The sequence below is a fragment of the Pseudoalteromonas sp. Bsw20308 genome, assembly GCF_000310105.2.
Taxonomy (GTDB): Bacteria; Pseudomonadota; Gammaproteobacteria; order Enterobacterales; family Alteromonadaceae; genus Pseudoalteromonas; species Pseudoalteromonas fuliginea.
In genome coordinates this window covers 2,584,621-2,599,706 of record NZ_CP013138.1, presented here as the reverse complement: position 1 = coordinate 2,599,706, position 15,086 = coordinate 2,584,621, and the positions used below count along the sequence as shown (strand labels likewise).

At 39.9% G+C, this 15,086-nt stretch carries 13 protein-coding genes; 7 read left to right on the top strand and 6 right to left on the bottom strand.

Annotation, left to right across the window (positions count from 1 at the left end; translation table 11 throughout):
- Window positions 1–58 precede the first annotated feature (58 nt).
- From D172_RS11210 to pabB, 3 genes are all read right to left on the bottom strand, one after another.
- Window positions 59–1,435: an L-serine ammonia-lyase gene (locus D172_RS11210; RefSeq protein ID WP_007375891.1), complete on the bottom strand. Its 1,377-nt coding sequence runs from the start codon at window positions 1,433–1,435 to the stop codon at window positions 59–61.
- A gap of 101 nt (window positions 1,436–1,536) precedes the next feature.
- Window positions 1,537–2,112 carry an NUDIX hydrolase gene (locus D172_RS11205; RefSeq protein ID WP_007375890.1) on the bottom strand — a complete coding sequence of 192 codons (576 nt, stop codon included), beginning with the start codon at window positions 2,110–2,112 and terminating at the stop codon, window positions 1,537–1,539.
- 6 nt (window positions 2,113–2,118) lie between these two features.
- A complete protein-coding gene (pabB, locus tag D172_RS11200; RefSeq protein ID WP_007375889.1) occupies window positions 2,119–3,477 on the bottom strand; it encodes an aminodeoxychorismate synthase component I in 1,359 nt (452 codons plus the stop codon).
- A gap of 155 nt (window positions 3,478–3,632) precedes the next feature.
- On the opposite strand from pabB, the gene D172_RS11195 reads away from it, so the two are divergent.
- From D172_RS11195 to D172_RS11175, 5 genes are all read left to right on the top strand, one after another.
- Window positions 3,633–5,159: a fumarate hydratase gene (locus tag D172_RS11195; protein ID WP_007375888.1), complete on the top strand. Its 1,527-nt coding sequence runs from the start codon at window positions 3,633–3,635 to the stop codon at window positions 5,157–5,159.
- A gap of 430 nt (window positions 5,160–5,589) precedes the next feature.
- A complete protein-coding gene (locus D172_RS11190) occupies window positions 5,590–6,630 on the top strand; it encodes a Leu/Phe/Val dehydrogenase (protein WP_007375887.1) in 1,041 nt (346 codons plus the stop codon).
- A gap of 185 nt (window positions 6,631–6,815) precedes the next feature.
- On the top strand, window positions 6,816–7,454 hold the full coding sequence (locus D172_RS11185) for a chloramphenicol acetyltransferase (RefSeq protein WP_007375886.1): 639 nt from the start codon (window positions 6,816–6,818) through the stop codon (window positions 7,452–7,454).
- A gap of 199 nt (window positions 7,455–7,653) precedes the next feature.
- On the top strand, window positions 7,654–8,478 hold the full coding sequence (locus D172_RS11180) for a M90 family metallopeptidase (protein WP_007375885.1): 825 nt from the start codon (window positions 7,654–7,656) through the stop codon (window positions 8,476–8,478).
- Between the two features lie 104 nt (window positions 8,479–8,582).
- Entirely contained in the window at window positions 8,583–11,762 is a 3,180-nt protein-coding gene (locus D172_RS11175; protein ID WP_007375883.1) for an amidohydrolase family protein, read from the top strand.
- A 40-nt stretch (window positions 11,763–11,802) separates the two neighbouring features.
- Here D172_RS11175 and D172_RS11170 read toward each other — a convergent pair whose 3' ends face one another.
- Complete coding sequence (locus tag D172_RS11170; protein ID WP_007375882.1) at window positions 11,803–12,375, bottom strand: TetR/AcrR family transcriptional regulator; 573 nt, start codon at window positions 12,373–12,375, stop codon at window positions 11,803–11,805.
- A 96-nt stretch (window positions 12,376–12,471) separates the two neighbouring features.
- Here D172_RS11170 and D172_RS11165 point away from each other — a divergent pair, with 96 nt between their 5' ends.
- Entirely contained in the window at window positions 12,472–12,948 is a 477-nt protein-coding gene (locus D172_RS11165; protein ID WP_007375881.1) for an HPP family protein, read from the top strand.
- A 31-nt stretch (window positions 12,949–12,979) separates the two neighbouring features.
- Here the strand turns inward: D172_RS11165 and D172_RS11160 are convergent, their stop codons facing one another.
- Window positions 12,980–13,336, bottom strand: a complete 357-nt coding sequence (locus D172_RS11160) for a hypothetical protein (protein WP_007375880.1) — start codon at window positions 13,334–13,336, stop codon at window positions 12,980–12,982.
- Window positions 13,337–13,486: 150 nt separating this feature from the next.
- Between D172_RS11160 and D172_RS11155 the strand changes: the two genes are divergently transcribed.
- On the top strand, window positions 13,487–14,239 hold the full coding sequence (locus tag D172_RS11155) for a Nif3-like dinuclear metal center hexameric protein (protein ID WP_007375879.1): 753 nt from the start codon (window positions 13,487–13,489) through the stop codon (window positions 14,237–14,239).
- 78 nt (window positions 14,240–14,317) lie between these two features.
- Here D172_RS11155 and D172_RS11150 read toward each other — a convergent pair whose 3' ends face one another.
- Window positions 14,318–15,082 carry a YdcF family protein gene (locus D172_RS11150; protein ID WP_198022389.1) on the bottom strand — a complete coding sequence of 255 codons (765 nt, stop codon included), beginning with the start codon at window positions 15,080–15,082 and terminating at the stop codon, window positions 14,318–14,320.
- Window positions 15,083–15,086 lie beyond the last annotated feature (4 nt).

The window sequence follows — 15,086 nt, the reverse complement described above, 5'->3', positions numbered from 1 at the left end:
ATTTATACAGCTAGATAAAAAAGGCCATACAAATTTGTATGGCCTTTTTTAGTTATTTTTAACATTCAATAATATTAACAGCCAATCCACCGCGAGCGGTTTCTTTGTATTTGGTTTTCATATCGTTGCCGGTTTCAAGCATGGTTTTAATCACTTTATCAAGTGATACCTTTTGCTCGCCACTGCCACGAATAGCTAAACGTGAGGCATTAATTGCTTTAATCGCGCCCATTGCATTGCGTTCAATACATGGCACTTGTACTAAGCCACCAACAGGGTCGCACGTGAGGCCTAAATTATGTTCCATACCAATTTCTGCTGCGTTTTCTACTTGCACAACATTGCCACCAACAATTTCTGTTAATGCGCCTGCTGCCATAGAGCACGCAACGCCAACTTCACCTTGGCAACCTACTTCGGCACCCGATATAGAGGCATTCTTTTTATATAAAATACCAATAGCAGCAGCCGTTAATAAATAACGTGTGGCTATATCGCGGTCTACTTCTTTCACAAATGTGTGATAGTACATAAGTACAGCTGGTAAAATACCCGCAGCACCATTAGTTGGTGCGGTAACTACACGGCCACCTGCCGCATTTTCTTCGTTTACGGCAAGGGCAAATAAATCAACCCAGTCCATTGCACGAAGTGGGTCGTTACTGACTTCTATATTTAGTTTTAAGTATAAGCTAGGCGCACGGCGCTTTACTTTTAAGCCGCCAGGTAAAATACCTTCTGTACGCATACCACGGTCAATACAGGCCATCATTACTTTCCAGATATGAAACAGCGTGTCTTTTATTTCATCTTCAGTGCGCAGTGTTTTTTCGTTCTTCATCATCAAGCTTGAAACACTAAGCCCTGACTCTTTACACATTTCTAGTAACTCTTTTGCGCTACCAAATGGGAATGGGGCTGGGTTTTCTTCTCTAATATCGAGGGCTGCTTGTTTTTCGTTTTCAAACTCTTCGTCAGTAACAATAAAGCCACCGCCAATAGAGTAATATACTTTGCTGTAAACTTTTTCGCCGTTGTTTGAGGCGATAATTTCCATTGCATTAGAGTGCTTAGGCAGCGTTTTGCGACGATGAAAAACAATAGCGCCTTGTTTTGGAAACTTAGCTTTGTGTGTTTTGTTTAAATAAATAACCTGATCTTGTTCGATGGTCGCTAAAATGTCGTCGACTAAATCGGCATCTATAGTTTCAGGGTCGTAACCGGCTAAACCAAGAATTACGGCTTTACCCGAACCATGGCCAACACCTGTTTGACCCAAAGAGCCATAAAGCTCTACTTTAATATCGGTAACATTTGCTAATAATTGTTGTTCTTGTAGGTCATTAACAAATAAGCGTGATGCGCGCATTGGGCCAACGGTGTGTGATGACGAAGGGCCAATACCAATGCTAAACATATCAAATGCACTGATCATAATGTGTGTCTCTACTTTGTTTTATCAGCACGAAGCTGCTCTTTGAACGGTCGAGCATGATAACGTGGAATTGTGATTGTGTAACTATTAATAACGAAGATTTAAACTGGTAAGGCGAGTTGTTTTGTAAAGTTTTTTATAATGTTTGCAGTCGCACCCCAAAGTAAACCATGTGGCGTTTTAAAACCTTGCAAAATAACCGTTTTCCCAAATCGTTGAAAAGGTAAGGGTTGCCAATTAGCTTCGTTATTTAACTCAGTGACAGAGAGTAAAAAGCTCGCTTGTACTTCATTATAGTCATTTTCCCATGTGGTGCCTTTATTAAGTAAACCTACATAGGGGCTAATACTAAAACCCGTTAATGTTGAATACTCAGGTAAGTGACCTAATACATTAACGTTATTTTGGGTAATATTTAGCTCTTCTTTTAGTTCGCGAAGGGCTGTGGTGCGAAGGGTAATGTCGCTTACTTCAAACTTACCCCCTGGCAAACAAATCTCTCCAGGGTGATGGTGTAAATAAGTAGGGCGTTTACACAGTAAAATATGTGCATGGTTATCTATATCAATAATGGGCAGCATAACAGCGCTAGCGCGCTTTTTACGCGTGTCTTTTAACTGGTTTGGCGCAGCTGTAGGGCTTAACAGAAACCGCGCCATAATGTGTTCACTATTCAAAGCGACCTACTGTTTTAATAAAGGGAGGATTTTATTTACTTTATCGTAAGTTTCTTGATATTCCAATTCGACTTTAGAATCAGCGACTATTCCGCCACCTGCCCAGCAGTAAATTTGCGCTTTGTGGCACACCAAGGTGCGAATAGTGATACTCGTGTCCATATTTCCACATGCACTTAAATAACCAATTGAACCACAGTAAATGCTGCGGCGATGCGGCTCTAGCTCTTCAATTATTTCCATCGCTCTAATTTTGGGCGCACCGGTGATTGATCCACCCGGAAAAGCCGCTTTTAGCTGATCGACGGCTGTTTTACCTGCATCAAGTTCAGAGGTTACCGTGCTTACTAAATGATGCACTGCCGGAAAGCTTTCAATAGCAAAAAGAGAAGGGACGTGAACGCTGCCAGGTTTTGCCACTTTGCCTAAGTCGTTACGCAGTAAATCAACAATCATGACATTTTCAGCGCGATCTTTAGCTGATGCTGCGAGTATTTGGGCTTGGCGTTGATCCTCCAGTGCATCCGCTTTTCGCGGCAGTGTGCCTTTAATAGGTTTGGTTTCTACAACGTTATTATTTACAGATATAAAGCGCTCAGGGGAAATTGATAAAATTGCCCCTTGAGGGTGATTTATAAAGCTCGAAAATGGCGCTTTATTTGCTTCACGTAGTTTAATGTAAGCTGCCCAAGGGGAGCCTTCAAACTGAGCGTTGAAGCGCTGCGCTAAATTAATTTGGTAACAATCGCCACTTTTTAAATACTCCTCAATTTGGGCAAACTTTGCAGCGTACTCCGTTTCGCTCATATTTGATTGCCAGTCGCTGTTTAGGGCAAAGGACTGCGTATTAACTTGGGAGTTAACGTGCGTATTTAAATATTGCTCATAAAGCGCTAATCGATCGGTGTTTGGCTGCGATACATAAAACCAGCTTTGTTGCTGTTTGTCGTAAATAAGGGCATCTAAGTAAAGGCCAATAGCCATTTGGGGAAGATTAATGTCTTCAATAGCATGAGTGGGGATGTTTTCAATTGTACGCCCTAAGTCGTAGCCAAAGTAGCCAAGCCAGCCGCCATTAAAGGGTAAATCGTAATCGGCTTTTGTTTTAGCAAGATGCGAAAGCTCATTATTCATAATTTCAAAGCAGTTATCACTACTTTCTATATTATTTAAAAAGCTTTTATTATTTTTTACTTCAAGGGTACTTTGCGGCTCAATAGCAACAATATCAAAACGGCTGTTTATATGATTACTATTTGCAGAATCTAATAGAATTGCATAAGGCAAATGTGAAAAATGCGCAAAAACGTCAATGCAGTTTTGTGTTATGCCTAATTTAATACAATTTTTTTTATTGTTTAGCATTTACTGCCCCTTTAAGAACTGGCTCGAAACGGGCTAGGAGGGTATCATAAGTCAAATTTTTTGGCAGCACTAAGCTGCAAAAAACAGTGCAAACCACCGTCACCGGTTTGATTTAGATTACGCGACAACGCGTAACGGTAACTTAAGGAACCACTATGAGTACAATTTGTCAGCAAGACTTTATTGATAGCATTGAAGATGCATTGCAATATATTTCGTTCTATCACCCACTTGATTTTGTTCAAGCACTCGAAAAAGCGTACAACAAAGAACAAAGTAAAGCGGCTAAAGACGCCATTGCACAAATTTTAATTAACTCACGCATGTCGGCTGAAGGCAAGCGTCCACTTTGCCAAGACACCGGTATTATTACCTGTTTTGTTAAAGTAGGTATGGACGTTAAGTGGGATAAAACAGATTTAACCGTTCAACAAATGGTTGATGAAGGTACTCGTCGTGCATATTTGAATCCAGATAACCCTTTACGTGCATCTATTGTTGCAGACCCTGCTGGTACGCGTAAAAATACTAAAGATAATACGCCTTCGGTTGTGCATATTGATTTAGTAGCGGGTGGAAAAGTAGAAGTAATGGTTGCGGCTAAAGGCGGCGGCTCTGAAAACAAAAGTAAAATGGTTATGTTAAACCCGTCAGATGATGTTGCTGCATGGGTAGAAAAAACACTACCAACAATGGGTGCTGGTTGGTGTCCGCCAGGCATGCTAGGTATAGGTATTGGTGGTACGGCTGAAAAAGCAGCAGTAATGGCTAAAGAGTCGTTAATGGATCCGGTTGATATCCATGAATTAATGGAACGCGGCGCAGAGACAACTGAAGAAAAACTGCGTTTAGAAATTTTTGACCGTGCTAATAAATTAGGTATTGGCGCACAAGGCTTAGGCGGTTTAACAACGGTTGTTGATGTTAAAATTAAAACAGCACCAACGCATGCAGCTTCAAAACCTGTAGTAATGATCCCAAATTGTGCGGCAACTCGCCATGTACATTTTACGCTTGACGGTTCTGGCCCTGCTAATTTAAAAGCACCTAAACTAGAAGATTGGCCACAAGTAACATTTGAAGTGGGCGAAGGCACACGTCGTGTTGATTTAAATACACTGACTAAAAAAGATGTTCAAGAATGGAAAATGGGTGAAACCGTTTTACTTTCGGGTACTATTTTAACAGGTCGTGATGCAGCGCATAAACGTTTGCAAGATATGATCAATTCAGGTGAAGGTTTACCTGAGGGCGTAGACTTTGATAATAAATTTATTTATTACGTAGGCCCTGTGGATGCGGTACGCGATGAAGCAGTAGGTCCTGCTGGCCCTACAACAGCCACTCGCATGGATAAATTTACCGATATGATGCTAGAAAAAACAGGCATTGTAGGCATGATTGGTAAAGCTGAACGTGGCCCTGCAACGGTTGAATCTATTAAAGAGCATAAATCTGTTTATTTAATGGCTGTAGGCGGCGCAGCTTACTTAGTATCTAAAGCGATTAAAAAAGCGCGTGTTGTAGCTTTTGAAGATTTAGGTATGGAAGCTATTTACGAATTTGAAGTAGAAGATATGCCAGTGACTGTTGCAGTAGACAGTGAAGGCGCCAATGCGCATACACAAGGCCCTGCTATCTGGAAAGCTAAAATTGAAGAGCTTGATAGCAAGCTAAAATAACGTACGTTTTGTATTTTTAAAAAGCGAGCCTGGTGCTCGCTTTTTTGTTTTTTTAAATAGAGTTATTAGTAAGTTCACAGCTCTGACCAGTTTGCGAAAAAGCTCACTTTTTACTGAAAACCTATAGGCAGCGGTACGTGGCGGGCAAGTATCACTTGTATATTAAACTTTACACGCAACAATTGTATTACGTTCACGTAAACGTAAGTCGGTGTGGTTGTTATATTTATAGTATTTAAAACTTACAAATGACGGTTTTGTGAATTTTTTATCTATATAAAGCTTTTAATTGGGTTATTTAATTTAAGCTTAATGTTTTCATTGGTTTTATCATCTGTGAGTATAGCGAACACGTATATGAAGTGATAAAGTCTCGGCAATTTCCAGCGCGCATACCCTCTCACGGGTTAACTATTTCGGAGTATTTTAAGTGGCTGTGTTTAATCGAGTTGAATTTGATAACCATGAACAAGTGGTTTTTTGTTCTGATGAAGAGTCGGGTTTAAAAGCAATTATTGCTGTACATAATACTAACCTAGGTCCTGCAGTTGGCGGATGTAGAATGTGGGATTATGCGAACGACGAAGATGCTGTTTATGACGTGCTACGTTTATCAAAGGGCATGACTTATAAAAATGCAGTTGCGCGCTTACCGTTTGGTGGCGGTAAATCTGTAATTATAGGTAATGCGAAAGAAATTAAATCTGAGCAATTATTTCGTGCATTTGGCCGTCAGTTAGAGCGATTAAATGGCAGTTATTACTCAGCAGAAGATGTAAACATCACATGTGCTGATGTAGCTATTATGAATAAAGAAACTAATTACGTACTGGGTCTTGAAGGTAAAAGTGGTAACCCATCGCCATTTACAGCATACGGTACGTTTTTAGGAATTAAAGCAGCGCTACAGCATCAACGCGGTCATCAAGATTTTGCAGGCGTAAAAGTGGCTGTTCAAGGTTTAGGTGCTGTTGCTTATGGTTTATGTAAACATTTACATGATGCGGGCGCTGAGTTGTTTGTAACTGATATTAACCAAGCTGCCATTGACCGTGTAGTAAGTGATTTTGGCGCAACTGCGGTTGGCATTGATGACATTTACGACTTAGATATTGATGTTTATGCACCTTGTGCATTAGGTGCAACCGTTAACGATTTAACGATACCGCGTTTAAAAGCGACTATTATTGCAGGCTGTGCTAACAATCAGCTGGCAGAATCTCGCCACGGTGAAGTTATTCGTGAAAAAGGCATTTTATATGCACCAGATTACGTAATTAACGCCGGTGGTATTATTAATGTTTATTATGAAACAGCGCCAGATGGTTACAGTGCAGCAGCGTCTAATAAACATGTTGAAGGTATTTTTAATACGTTAACTGAAATTTTTGCTCGCAGCGAAAAAGAGCAAAAATCAACGCATTTAATTGCTGACGAATTAGCCCAAGAAATCATTAAAAACGGTCTATAAATTTACGCTAAAATGCAATAAAGGTGTGCAATTGCACACCTTTTGTTTATCTGTAAGTTAAGGGGTGTTGATCTTTGCGGATTTAACCTTGAAAGATCAACAGACCCTAATGCAATTATTACTGAACAGCGGTACACTTTATTTTTAATTTTGTGCGGCAAATTATGACTCCCTCAACTTCTCTCATGCAGCCCATCGATTTAGATAATTGGCCTAGAAAGCAACACTTTGAATTATTTAAACACTTTTCTCAGCCTTATTTTAATGTGTGTGTGCGTTTAGATGCTCAAGCGCTGTATGACTATTGCAAAACCAATCAATTTTCTTTTTTTCAAGCATATGTATATTGCACCTTAAAAGCGTGCCATGAGTACGATTCAATAATGCTACGTATAATAGATAATCAACCATGGTTACTTAATAGTGTTCGCGCAAGTGTGGTTGAGTTGTCTGAAAACGATACGTTTGTTTTTAGTTATTTTAATAGCGCAAGCGATTTTAAAGAGTTTGCAAATCATGCAAGTGACGTAAGCAAAAAAGCGAAATTACAGCCGTTATTTTCTGATGCATTTGCCCAAACAGAAGGGCAGGCAGATTTAATTCATATATCTGTTTTGCCGTGGCTGAATTTTAGTGCGTTTTCGCATGCATTTAGTGCAGGGCAGAGTTTAGGCATTCCTAAATTTGTATTTGGTCAGTTTGATAAACACACCGGCACAATGCCTTTAGCTATCGATGTACACCACTCATTAATGGATGGTTTGCACGTAGCGAAATTTATAAACACATTGCAGGGTACATTTGACTCCTTTTGCAAAGGTTAACTTTAAACACGCCATTTAACGGCAGTGCAAAGCAGTAAACAATTTATAAGTAATCTATAAGTAATCTATAAGTAATCTATAAGTAATCTATAAGCAATGCGATGTGAATTACTTTATATTCAAATACATAACCTTATATGCTTGAAAAGCACGTGCGCTGGACATATTTATATACCATACCTTAGCTCAGGAAATCCCCATGATAAATGGACTGTTAATTGTTGTTTTAATTCTTTTTGTGGTGATTTTCTGGCGTTGGCCATCAATTCAAAACCGATTATGGCGCAGTAAATATAAAGACTTTGCTTTAAATTCGCAGCAAAAAGATATTTTACTGCGTTGCATGCCCATCTATAAAAAAATGACCGACGCCGACAGAGAAAAATTAGAGCGACATATTACGTGGTTTTTAAACGAAAAACGCTTTGTTGGTTGTGATGGTTTAAAATTGACACCCGCAATGAAGTTAATTGTAGCCGCTGATGCGTGTGTATTAGTGCTTAATAAGCCTTGGCCGTTATATAAAAATGTAAAAGAAATTTTATTATACCCAAGTGCTTATTACGCCCCGCAATCAACACGCGATAGTGCAGGACTTGTGAGTTACCACAATACGGTAAGACTAGGCGAGTCATGGCCTGGCGGCACGCTCGTTTTAAGCTGGCATGACGTGCTTGAAGGTAACCGCTTGCCAAGTGATGGACATAATTTAGTTTTTCATGAGTTTGCGCATCAACTCGATCAAGAAACAGGAAAAACAACAGGCACGCCACTTTTAAAAAGCTCAGCAGATTACAAAGAGTGGGGCCGAGTATTTAGCCGCGCGTTTACGCAGTTGAAAAGTCATGTTGCTTATAGCATGCCACACGTTATTCACAGCTATGGTGCAACTAATGAAGCCGAATTTTTTGCTGTTATCACCGAAACCTTCCTCGAAAAACCCGCAGAGCTGCGCCGATACGATCCTGAAATTTATAGTATGCTCGTTAATTACTATCAATTTGACCCTATAGTTTGGCGTTAAACTTATATAAACCGCGCTTTATCATATAACACTGGCAAGTTGTGCTTGTTTTTGTTGCAATTGTGTAAAATAGTTTTACAGCAACAAAAACAAGCGAGAAACGCATGAAAAAAATGCTTCATACAGTATTGGCATTGTCGGTGTCATTAGCGATAGGGCAAGTGAATGCCGCCGAAAAAGACGAACAAAAATGGCAAGTAGATTCACCTAAGAGGCAATTTGTTGACGCTGCAATTAGCGTTGAGCAAGGCACATGGATGAATATAGATATTAGCCCTGATGGTAAAACCGTGGTGTTTGACTTACTTGGCGATATTTACACTATGCCAATGAGTGGTGGTACAGCTACAAAGCTCACCTCTGATATTGCATGGCAAATGCAACCACGCTTTAGTCCTAACGGCAAAAGTATTGCGTTTACCTCCGACCAAGGTGGTGGCGATAACATTTGGATAATGGACTTAAATGGCGAAAATCAACACGCTGTTACCGATGAAACCTTTAGATTACTAAATAGCCCTGCATGGAGTCCTGATGGCGACTACTTAGTTGCGCGTAAACACTTTACAGCTAGCCGCTCATTAGGTGCCGGTGAAGTGTGGTTGTATCATAAAGCGGGTGGCAAAGGCGTGCAGCTTACAAAACGCGAGAACGATCAAAAAGATTTAGGTGAGCCAATGTTTTCACCTGATGGTCGTTATGTATACTTCTCACATGATGCAACACCCGGTAAAACCTTTCATTATTCAAAGGATTCTGTAGCGGGCATTTATAAAATTAAGCGCTACGACCGTGAAACGGGTGAAATTGAAACCATAATCGATACGATGGGCGGTGCCATTAGGCCTACACCGTCACCTGATGGTAAAAAACTGGCGTATATAAAGCGTGATGATTTTCAAACTAGTCTTTATTTATATGACTTAACCAGCGGTGAGCACACTAAGCTTTACGATAAGCTTGAGCGAGATATGCAAGAAACCTGGGCTATTCATGGTGTATACCCAACCATTGCATGGACACCCGATAATGAAGAACTGGTATTTTGGGCTGGTGGCACAATTCACAAGCTAGATGTTGCAGACAAATCTGTTAAAACCATACCTTTTAAAGTGCAAACAAGTAAAAAAATTCAAAAAGCAGTGCGATTTACACAAAACTTAGATACCGACGAGTTTGATGTAAAAATGCTGCGTAATGTGCAAGTAAGCCCAGATGGCGAAACTGCAATTTTTGAAGCGCTTGGGCATATTTATAAACGTGATTTAGAGTCAGGTAAAATTAAGCGCTTAACAAAGCAAACTGATCATTACGAATTATTTCCACAGTACTCTCGCGATGGTAAAAAAATAGTTTACACCACATGGGATGATAACAAACAAGGGTCTGTAAGAGTGGTTTCTGCGCGTAGTGGTCGTGGCGATACAATTACTAAAGAGCCCGGGAAATATGTAGAGCCTACGTTTAGCCCAGATGGTAAAACGGTTGTTTATCGTAAAGCCACTGGCGGCAGTATTTTAAACCCTAAGTGGTCACTTAATCCGGGGGTTTATAGCGTAAGCGCTAAAGGCGGTAAAAGTGAGCTTATTTCAAAAAGTGGTTATCAACCACAATTTGGAGATGCAAACGATCGTGTTTTCATTATGAGTCCTTGGCCAAAACCAACGCTTAGCGTAGTAGAGCTTGAAAGTAAAAAAGTTCGCAAACTATACGAGTCAGAGCATGCGACAGAATTTAGAGTATCACCAGATGGGCAATACCTCGCTTTTGCTGAACGATTTAAAGTATTTGTAACGCCGTTTGTACAAAGTGGTAAAACAATTAATATTGGGCCTAAAGACAGTCAATTTCCAATAGAGCAGTTATCGGTACGTGCTGGTGAAAACATTAGCTGGAGTGCTAAGAGCAACAAACTTTATTGGACATTAGGGCCTGAGCTTTATCATGCAAGCCTTGAGGGGATGTTTGCCATTAACAAAGCCGAAGATGCCGACTTTAAAGTGAAAAGTGGCGATAATATTGGTTTCAGTAAAAAAATGGCAGAGCCTAAAGGCATGATTGCGCTCACTGGTGCAAAAATTATAACGATGGACGGCGAAAAGGTTATTGAAAATGGTGTAATTATCACTGATGGCAAGCATATTAAAGCAATTGGTACAGCCAGCGAGATAAGCATCCCTAAAGGTGCTGAGGTTATTGATGTAACAGGTAAAACTATTATGCCTGGTATTGTTGATGCTCATGCACATGGCTCGCAAGCAAGTGACGAAATTATACCTGAGCAAAACTGGAAAAACTTTGCAGGTTTAGCGCTGGGTGTAACTACAATTCACGATCCATCAAACGATACCTCTGAAATATTTACCGCAAGCGAAATGCAAAAGGCAGGCATGATTGTTGGCCCGCGTATTTTCTCAACGGGTACTATTTTATATGGCGCAAATATGCCAGGTTATACGTCGCATATTGACTCGTTAGACGATGCAAAGTTTCATTTAGAGCGCCTTAAAAAAGTAGGGGCGTTTAGTGTTAAATCGTATAACCAGCCTCGCCGTGAGCAGCGCCAACAAGTTATTGAAGCAGGCCGGATGCTTGAAATGATGGTTGTCCCTGAAGGCGGCTCATTATTACAACATAACTTAAGTATGATTGTAGATGGACACACAGGTATTGAACATTCAATCCCTGTAGAGCACATATACGACGATATAAAGCAGTTATGGTCGCAAAGTGATGTTGGTTATACACCAACACTTGTAGTGGCTTATGGTGGCATTTGGGGTGAAAATTACTGGTATGATAAAACTGATGTGTGGAATCATCCGCGTTTAAGTAAATTTGTGCCAAAAAATCAATTATTACCACGCTCTATGCGCCGCATTAAAGCGCCCGATCATCACTATAATCACTTTAATAACGCACGCGTTGCTGCTGAGCTGCAAGACCTAGGTGTATTAGTTAACTTAGGTGCTCACGGTCAGCGTGAAGGCTTAGGTGCACACTGGGAGATGTGGATGTTTGCACAAGGCGGAATGACACCGCTTGAGGCAATACGTGCATCGACACTCGATCCGGCTAAGTATTTAGGGCTTGATAAAAACGTAGGCTCGCTTGAAGTGGGTAAACTGGCTGATTTAATGGTTATAGATGGCGATCCGCTTAAAAATATTCGAGATTCGGATAAAGTAGATTACACCATGATCAATGGTCGATTATTCAATGCAGAGACAATGAATGAAGTGGGTAAAAAAGAGCGCGAACCACTTTATTTTGAAAAACTGTAATTTATTTTGATCTTTTGGAAGCGGCTATTAGCCGCTTTTTTTAGCTTTGTGTTATGTGTTTTAGCAAAGTAATACTTGGCATAACGAGAGATTGGTTATGCATTACACGTGCTTGGCATATTAATCCCTCTTTGAGAGTAAGTAAGGTATGTGCAATTTCTAGCGCTTTAACTTTATTATTTTTGAGTTCGGGTGTAGCAAGTAATGCAGTTAAAATGATGTCTAATATGGTTTGTTTATGTTGCATACATTGCTTTGCTATAGGGTGTTGAGCATTAGGATACTCTGCTGCAGCATTTATAAAAAAACAGCCATTGAAATGCCCAAGCTTTGGTACTTGGTTGGCAAACCATAGTTTTAACCCAGCAAATAACGAAATAGCGACTTCAATAGCTAGTGGTTTATTGCAGATCTCTTCAAACCAGCTATTAAACTGTGTATCTCTTTTGGTTAAGCACGCGCAAATTAACTCATCTTTACTGGCAAAATGATTATAAAGTGTTTTTTTTGCCACGTTAGATTCTGCTAAAATTTCATTAATGCCAACAGCATGTAAGCCTTTGGTGTAAAACAAAGTAAGTGCCGTATTTACAATATGTTCTTGTTTAGTCATTTAGTCTCCTCAAAAACAAAGGTTGACACAAGTAGACTGACTTGTCTACTCTGTGCATGTAGACAAGTCGGTCTACTTTTGATGTAAGAGATTAAAATGAATTTAAGTGATATCAAATTAGCCTGTGTTGCCGGTGTTTTTTCAGCGCTTGTGCTTGGATTTCTAGCGTGGTTGAACAACATGGGTGATTATGGGATATGGTTAATGGCACCCTTTGGTGCAACAGCAGTACTTGTATTTGGTATTCCAAATAGCCCATTAGCACAGCCAAAAAATGTGATTTTTGGTCATCTTTTAACTGCATTTGTGGGTATCGTTTTTGTAACTTATGTTGGCGATGGCAGTGCATCAATTGCATTGGCTGTTGGTATTGCAATTACACTAATGATGCTCACTAAAACAGTACATCCGGCGGCAGGTGCTAATCCTATTCTGATTATTGCATCAGGGCAGAGTTGGGACTTTTTGATTATGCCTGTATTAGCCGGGACTATGTTTATTGTTATTTGTGGCTTTGCTGCAAAATGGTTACTGGCTTTCTCGGTAAATAGTAGGCATAAAAAAACCGCTTAACGCGGTTTCTTTTAAAAATCATAAATGTTGATTAAACAACACCGCGCGGTAAGCGACAATCATGATCTTTACGAGCTAAAATTACAATCCAAAGCTCTTCCGCTGTGTAGCCTTCTTCATTTTCGGTAACAACAGTGAATGGGGCTTTTTTCTGTGCTTTTACAGGCGCAGCCGCTTTGGTTTTAGTTTTTTTAGCAGGCGCTTTGGGTGTCGTTTTACCAGAGCTTAATTCTTCAGTTAGCTCTACTAAATCAGCTAGGCGTAAGTTTTTACCGCCATCGATGCTGTACCAGCCAGGTTTAGTTGTGATTTCAGGTTTTTTACCATTGGCAGCTTCGTACGCTGATTCAAAGGCAGATAACACTTCTGTTTTGTCTAGTTTGCTCATCAGAGACCCTATACGTTGTGAACACAGATAAAGAAGACGTATTTATACCTATTTTAAAACAGTTTTTCAATTTTTTGCGATTTTCCTTCCATTTTAAACCTATAAACGCCAAAATTTGCACAAAATTCAGTGCAAAGTAAGGTAAGTTATATGCAACGTAGAGAATTTAACCAACTCCTAAATGACATTTTAAAGCCTCATTTAATTAAAGACTTTTGCCCAAATGGCTTACAAGTTGAAGGTAAAAATGAAATTAAAAAAATTGTGACGGGTGTAACCGCGAGTCAAGCATTAATAGATGCTGCTATAGAGCAACAAGCAGATGCTATTTTGGTTCACCATGGTTTTTTTTGGAAGGGGGAATCCCAACCTATAACGGGAATGAAAAAGCGTCGTATAGGCGCGCTACTAGCTAATGATATTAATTTATTTGGCTATCACTTACCACTCGATATTCACCCGGCAATAGGCAATAACGCGCAACTGGCAAAGTTATTAGATATTGAAATAGAGGCTGGGCTTGAGCCAGTTACAAATAGCGTAGCAATGAAAGGACGTTTAAAAACTCCTCTAAATGGTGAAGATTTTGCAAATAAAATAGCAAAAGTACTTAATCGGGCCCCACTCACAAGCTTAGTACGCTCAGCTAAAATTGAAACTATTGCACTGTGCACCGGTGGAGGGCAAGGGTATATTGATTTAGCTGCAGAGCAAGGTATTGACGCGTATTTAACCGGTGAGGCATCAGAGCAAACAATTCATAGCTCTCGTGAGCAAAATATTGATTTTTTTGCAGCAGGGCATCATGCAACAGAGCGCTATGGTGTAAAAGCTTTGGGTGAGTTATTAGTGCAAGAGCATGGTTTTGAGGTGATATTTATAGATATAGATAACCCAGTTTAACTAGGCTATCTATTAGCTAACCTGAACTTTGGTTGAAATAGATTTTATTGTCCAGAGTTCAGGTTAGGATTATATAAGTTACAGCGCCTCTGGATCTATCCAGCGGCGCAAACTTATCCATGTATTTCCTACTACTTCGTGACTATATTGCGTAACCACAAGTAAGGCTTGAGCATTTGGAATAAACTGCTTGCTCCACGGCAGCGCTGCAAAATTATGGTAATCAGTGGCTGCGGTTATGACTTTAATGCCTTGAGCATTAAATAAGTCTTTGGCACGGGGCATGTGCAGTACAGATGTTACTAGTGCAACTTTAAAGTCGACTAATTTTGATGCGAGTAACTTAGCTTCCTCACCGGTATCCATTGCTTTTGGGTTTTGGAATATACGGCTTTTATTAATTCCTAAACTCACCGCTGTTTGATACATAAGCCCGCTATTAGTGGTATTTTGATAGCCCCCGCCTGAAACTATAAGCTCTGCATTAGGGTAGTACTTGGCAAGTTTTACACCTTCGACTAAGCGCGTTAGCGCACAATTACCTAATTGATTATTTGAACTTAAAGCCGAATTTGGGTTTATGTCGCAACCTAGCACGACTATTTTGTCTATTTTAGGGTGCTTTAGGGCATTAAATGCAAGCGACGCAGGTTCATTATTTTGGATAATTAAATTGGCGATAAAGGGTGTACTCAATACAAGTAATACAATTAAGCTTAAAGTAGATAAGAAGAGAGCTGATTTACGGCCTTTAAATGCGAGGAGGAGCATTAGACACGCAAATAAACCAAATAGAGGTAGTGGCATAAGTAAACCACCAATCATTTTTTTAATAACAAACATAATA

What these genes read in the sequence shown, in the direction of transcription:
- D172_RS11210 (WP_007375891.1), bottom strand. Translation starts at nt 1,435, where the DNA reads ATGATCAGTGCATTTGATATGTTTAGCATTGGTATTGGCCCTTCGTCA.
- pabB (WP_007375889.1), bottom strand. Translation starts at nt 3,477, where the DNA reads ATGCTAAACAATAAAAAAAATTGTATTAAATTAGGCATAACACAAAAC.
- D172_RS11195 (WP_007375888.1), top strand. Translation starts at nt 3,633, where the DNA reads ATGAGTACAATTTGTCAGCAAGACTTTATTGATAGCATTGAAGATGCA.
- D172_RS11185 (WP_007375886.1), top strand. Translation starts at nt 6,816, where the DNA reads ATGCAGCCCATCGATTTAGATAATTGGCCTAGAAAGCAACACTTTGAA.
- D172_RS11180 (WP_007375885.1), top strand. Translation starts at nt 7,654, where the DNA reads ATGATAAATGGACTGTTAATTGTTGTTTTAATTCTTTTTGTGGTGATT.
- D172_RS11175 (WP_007375883.1), top strand. Translation starts at nt 8,583, where the DNA reads ATGAAAAAAATGCTTCATACAGTATTGGCATTGTCGGTGTCATTAGCG.
- D172_RS11170 (WP_007375882.1), bottom strand. Translation starts at nt 12,375, where the DNA reads ATGACTAAACAAGAACATATTGTAAATACGGCACTTACTTTGTTTTAC.
- D172_RS11165 (WP_007375881.1), top strand. Translation starts at nt 12,472, where the DNA reads ATGAATTTAAGTGATATCAAATTAGCCTGTGTTGCCGGTGTTTTTTCA.
- D172_RS11160 (WP_007375880.1), bottom strand. Translation starts at nt 13,336, where the DNA reads ATGAGCAAACTAGACAAAACAGAAGTGTTATCTGCCTTTGAATCAGCG.
- D172_RS11155 (WP_007375879.1), top strand. Translation starts at nt 13,487, where the DNA reads ATGCAACGTAGAGAATTTAACCAACTCCTAAATGACATTTTAAAGCCT.
- D172_RS11150 (WP_198022389.1), bottom strand. Translation starts at nt 15,082, where the DNA reads ATGTTTGTTATTAAAAAAATGATTGGTGGTTTACTTATGCCACTACCT.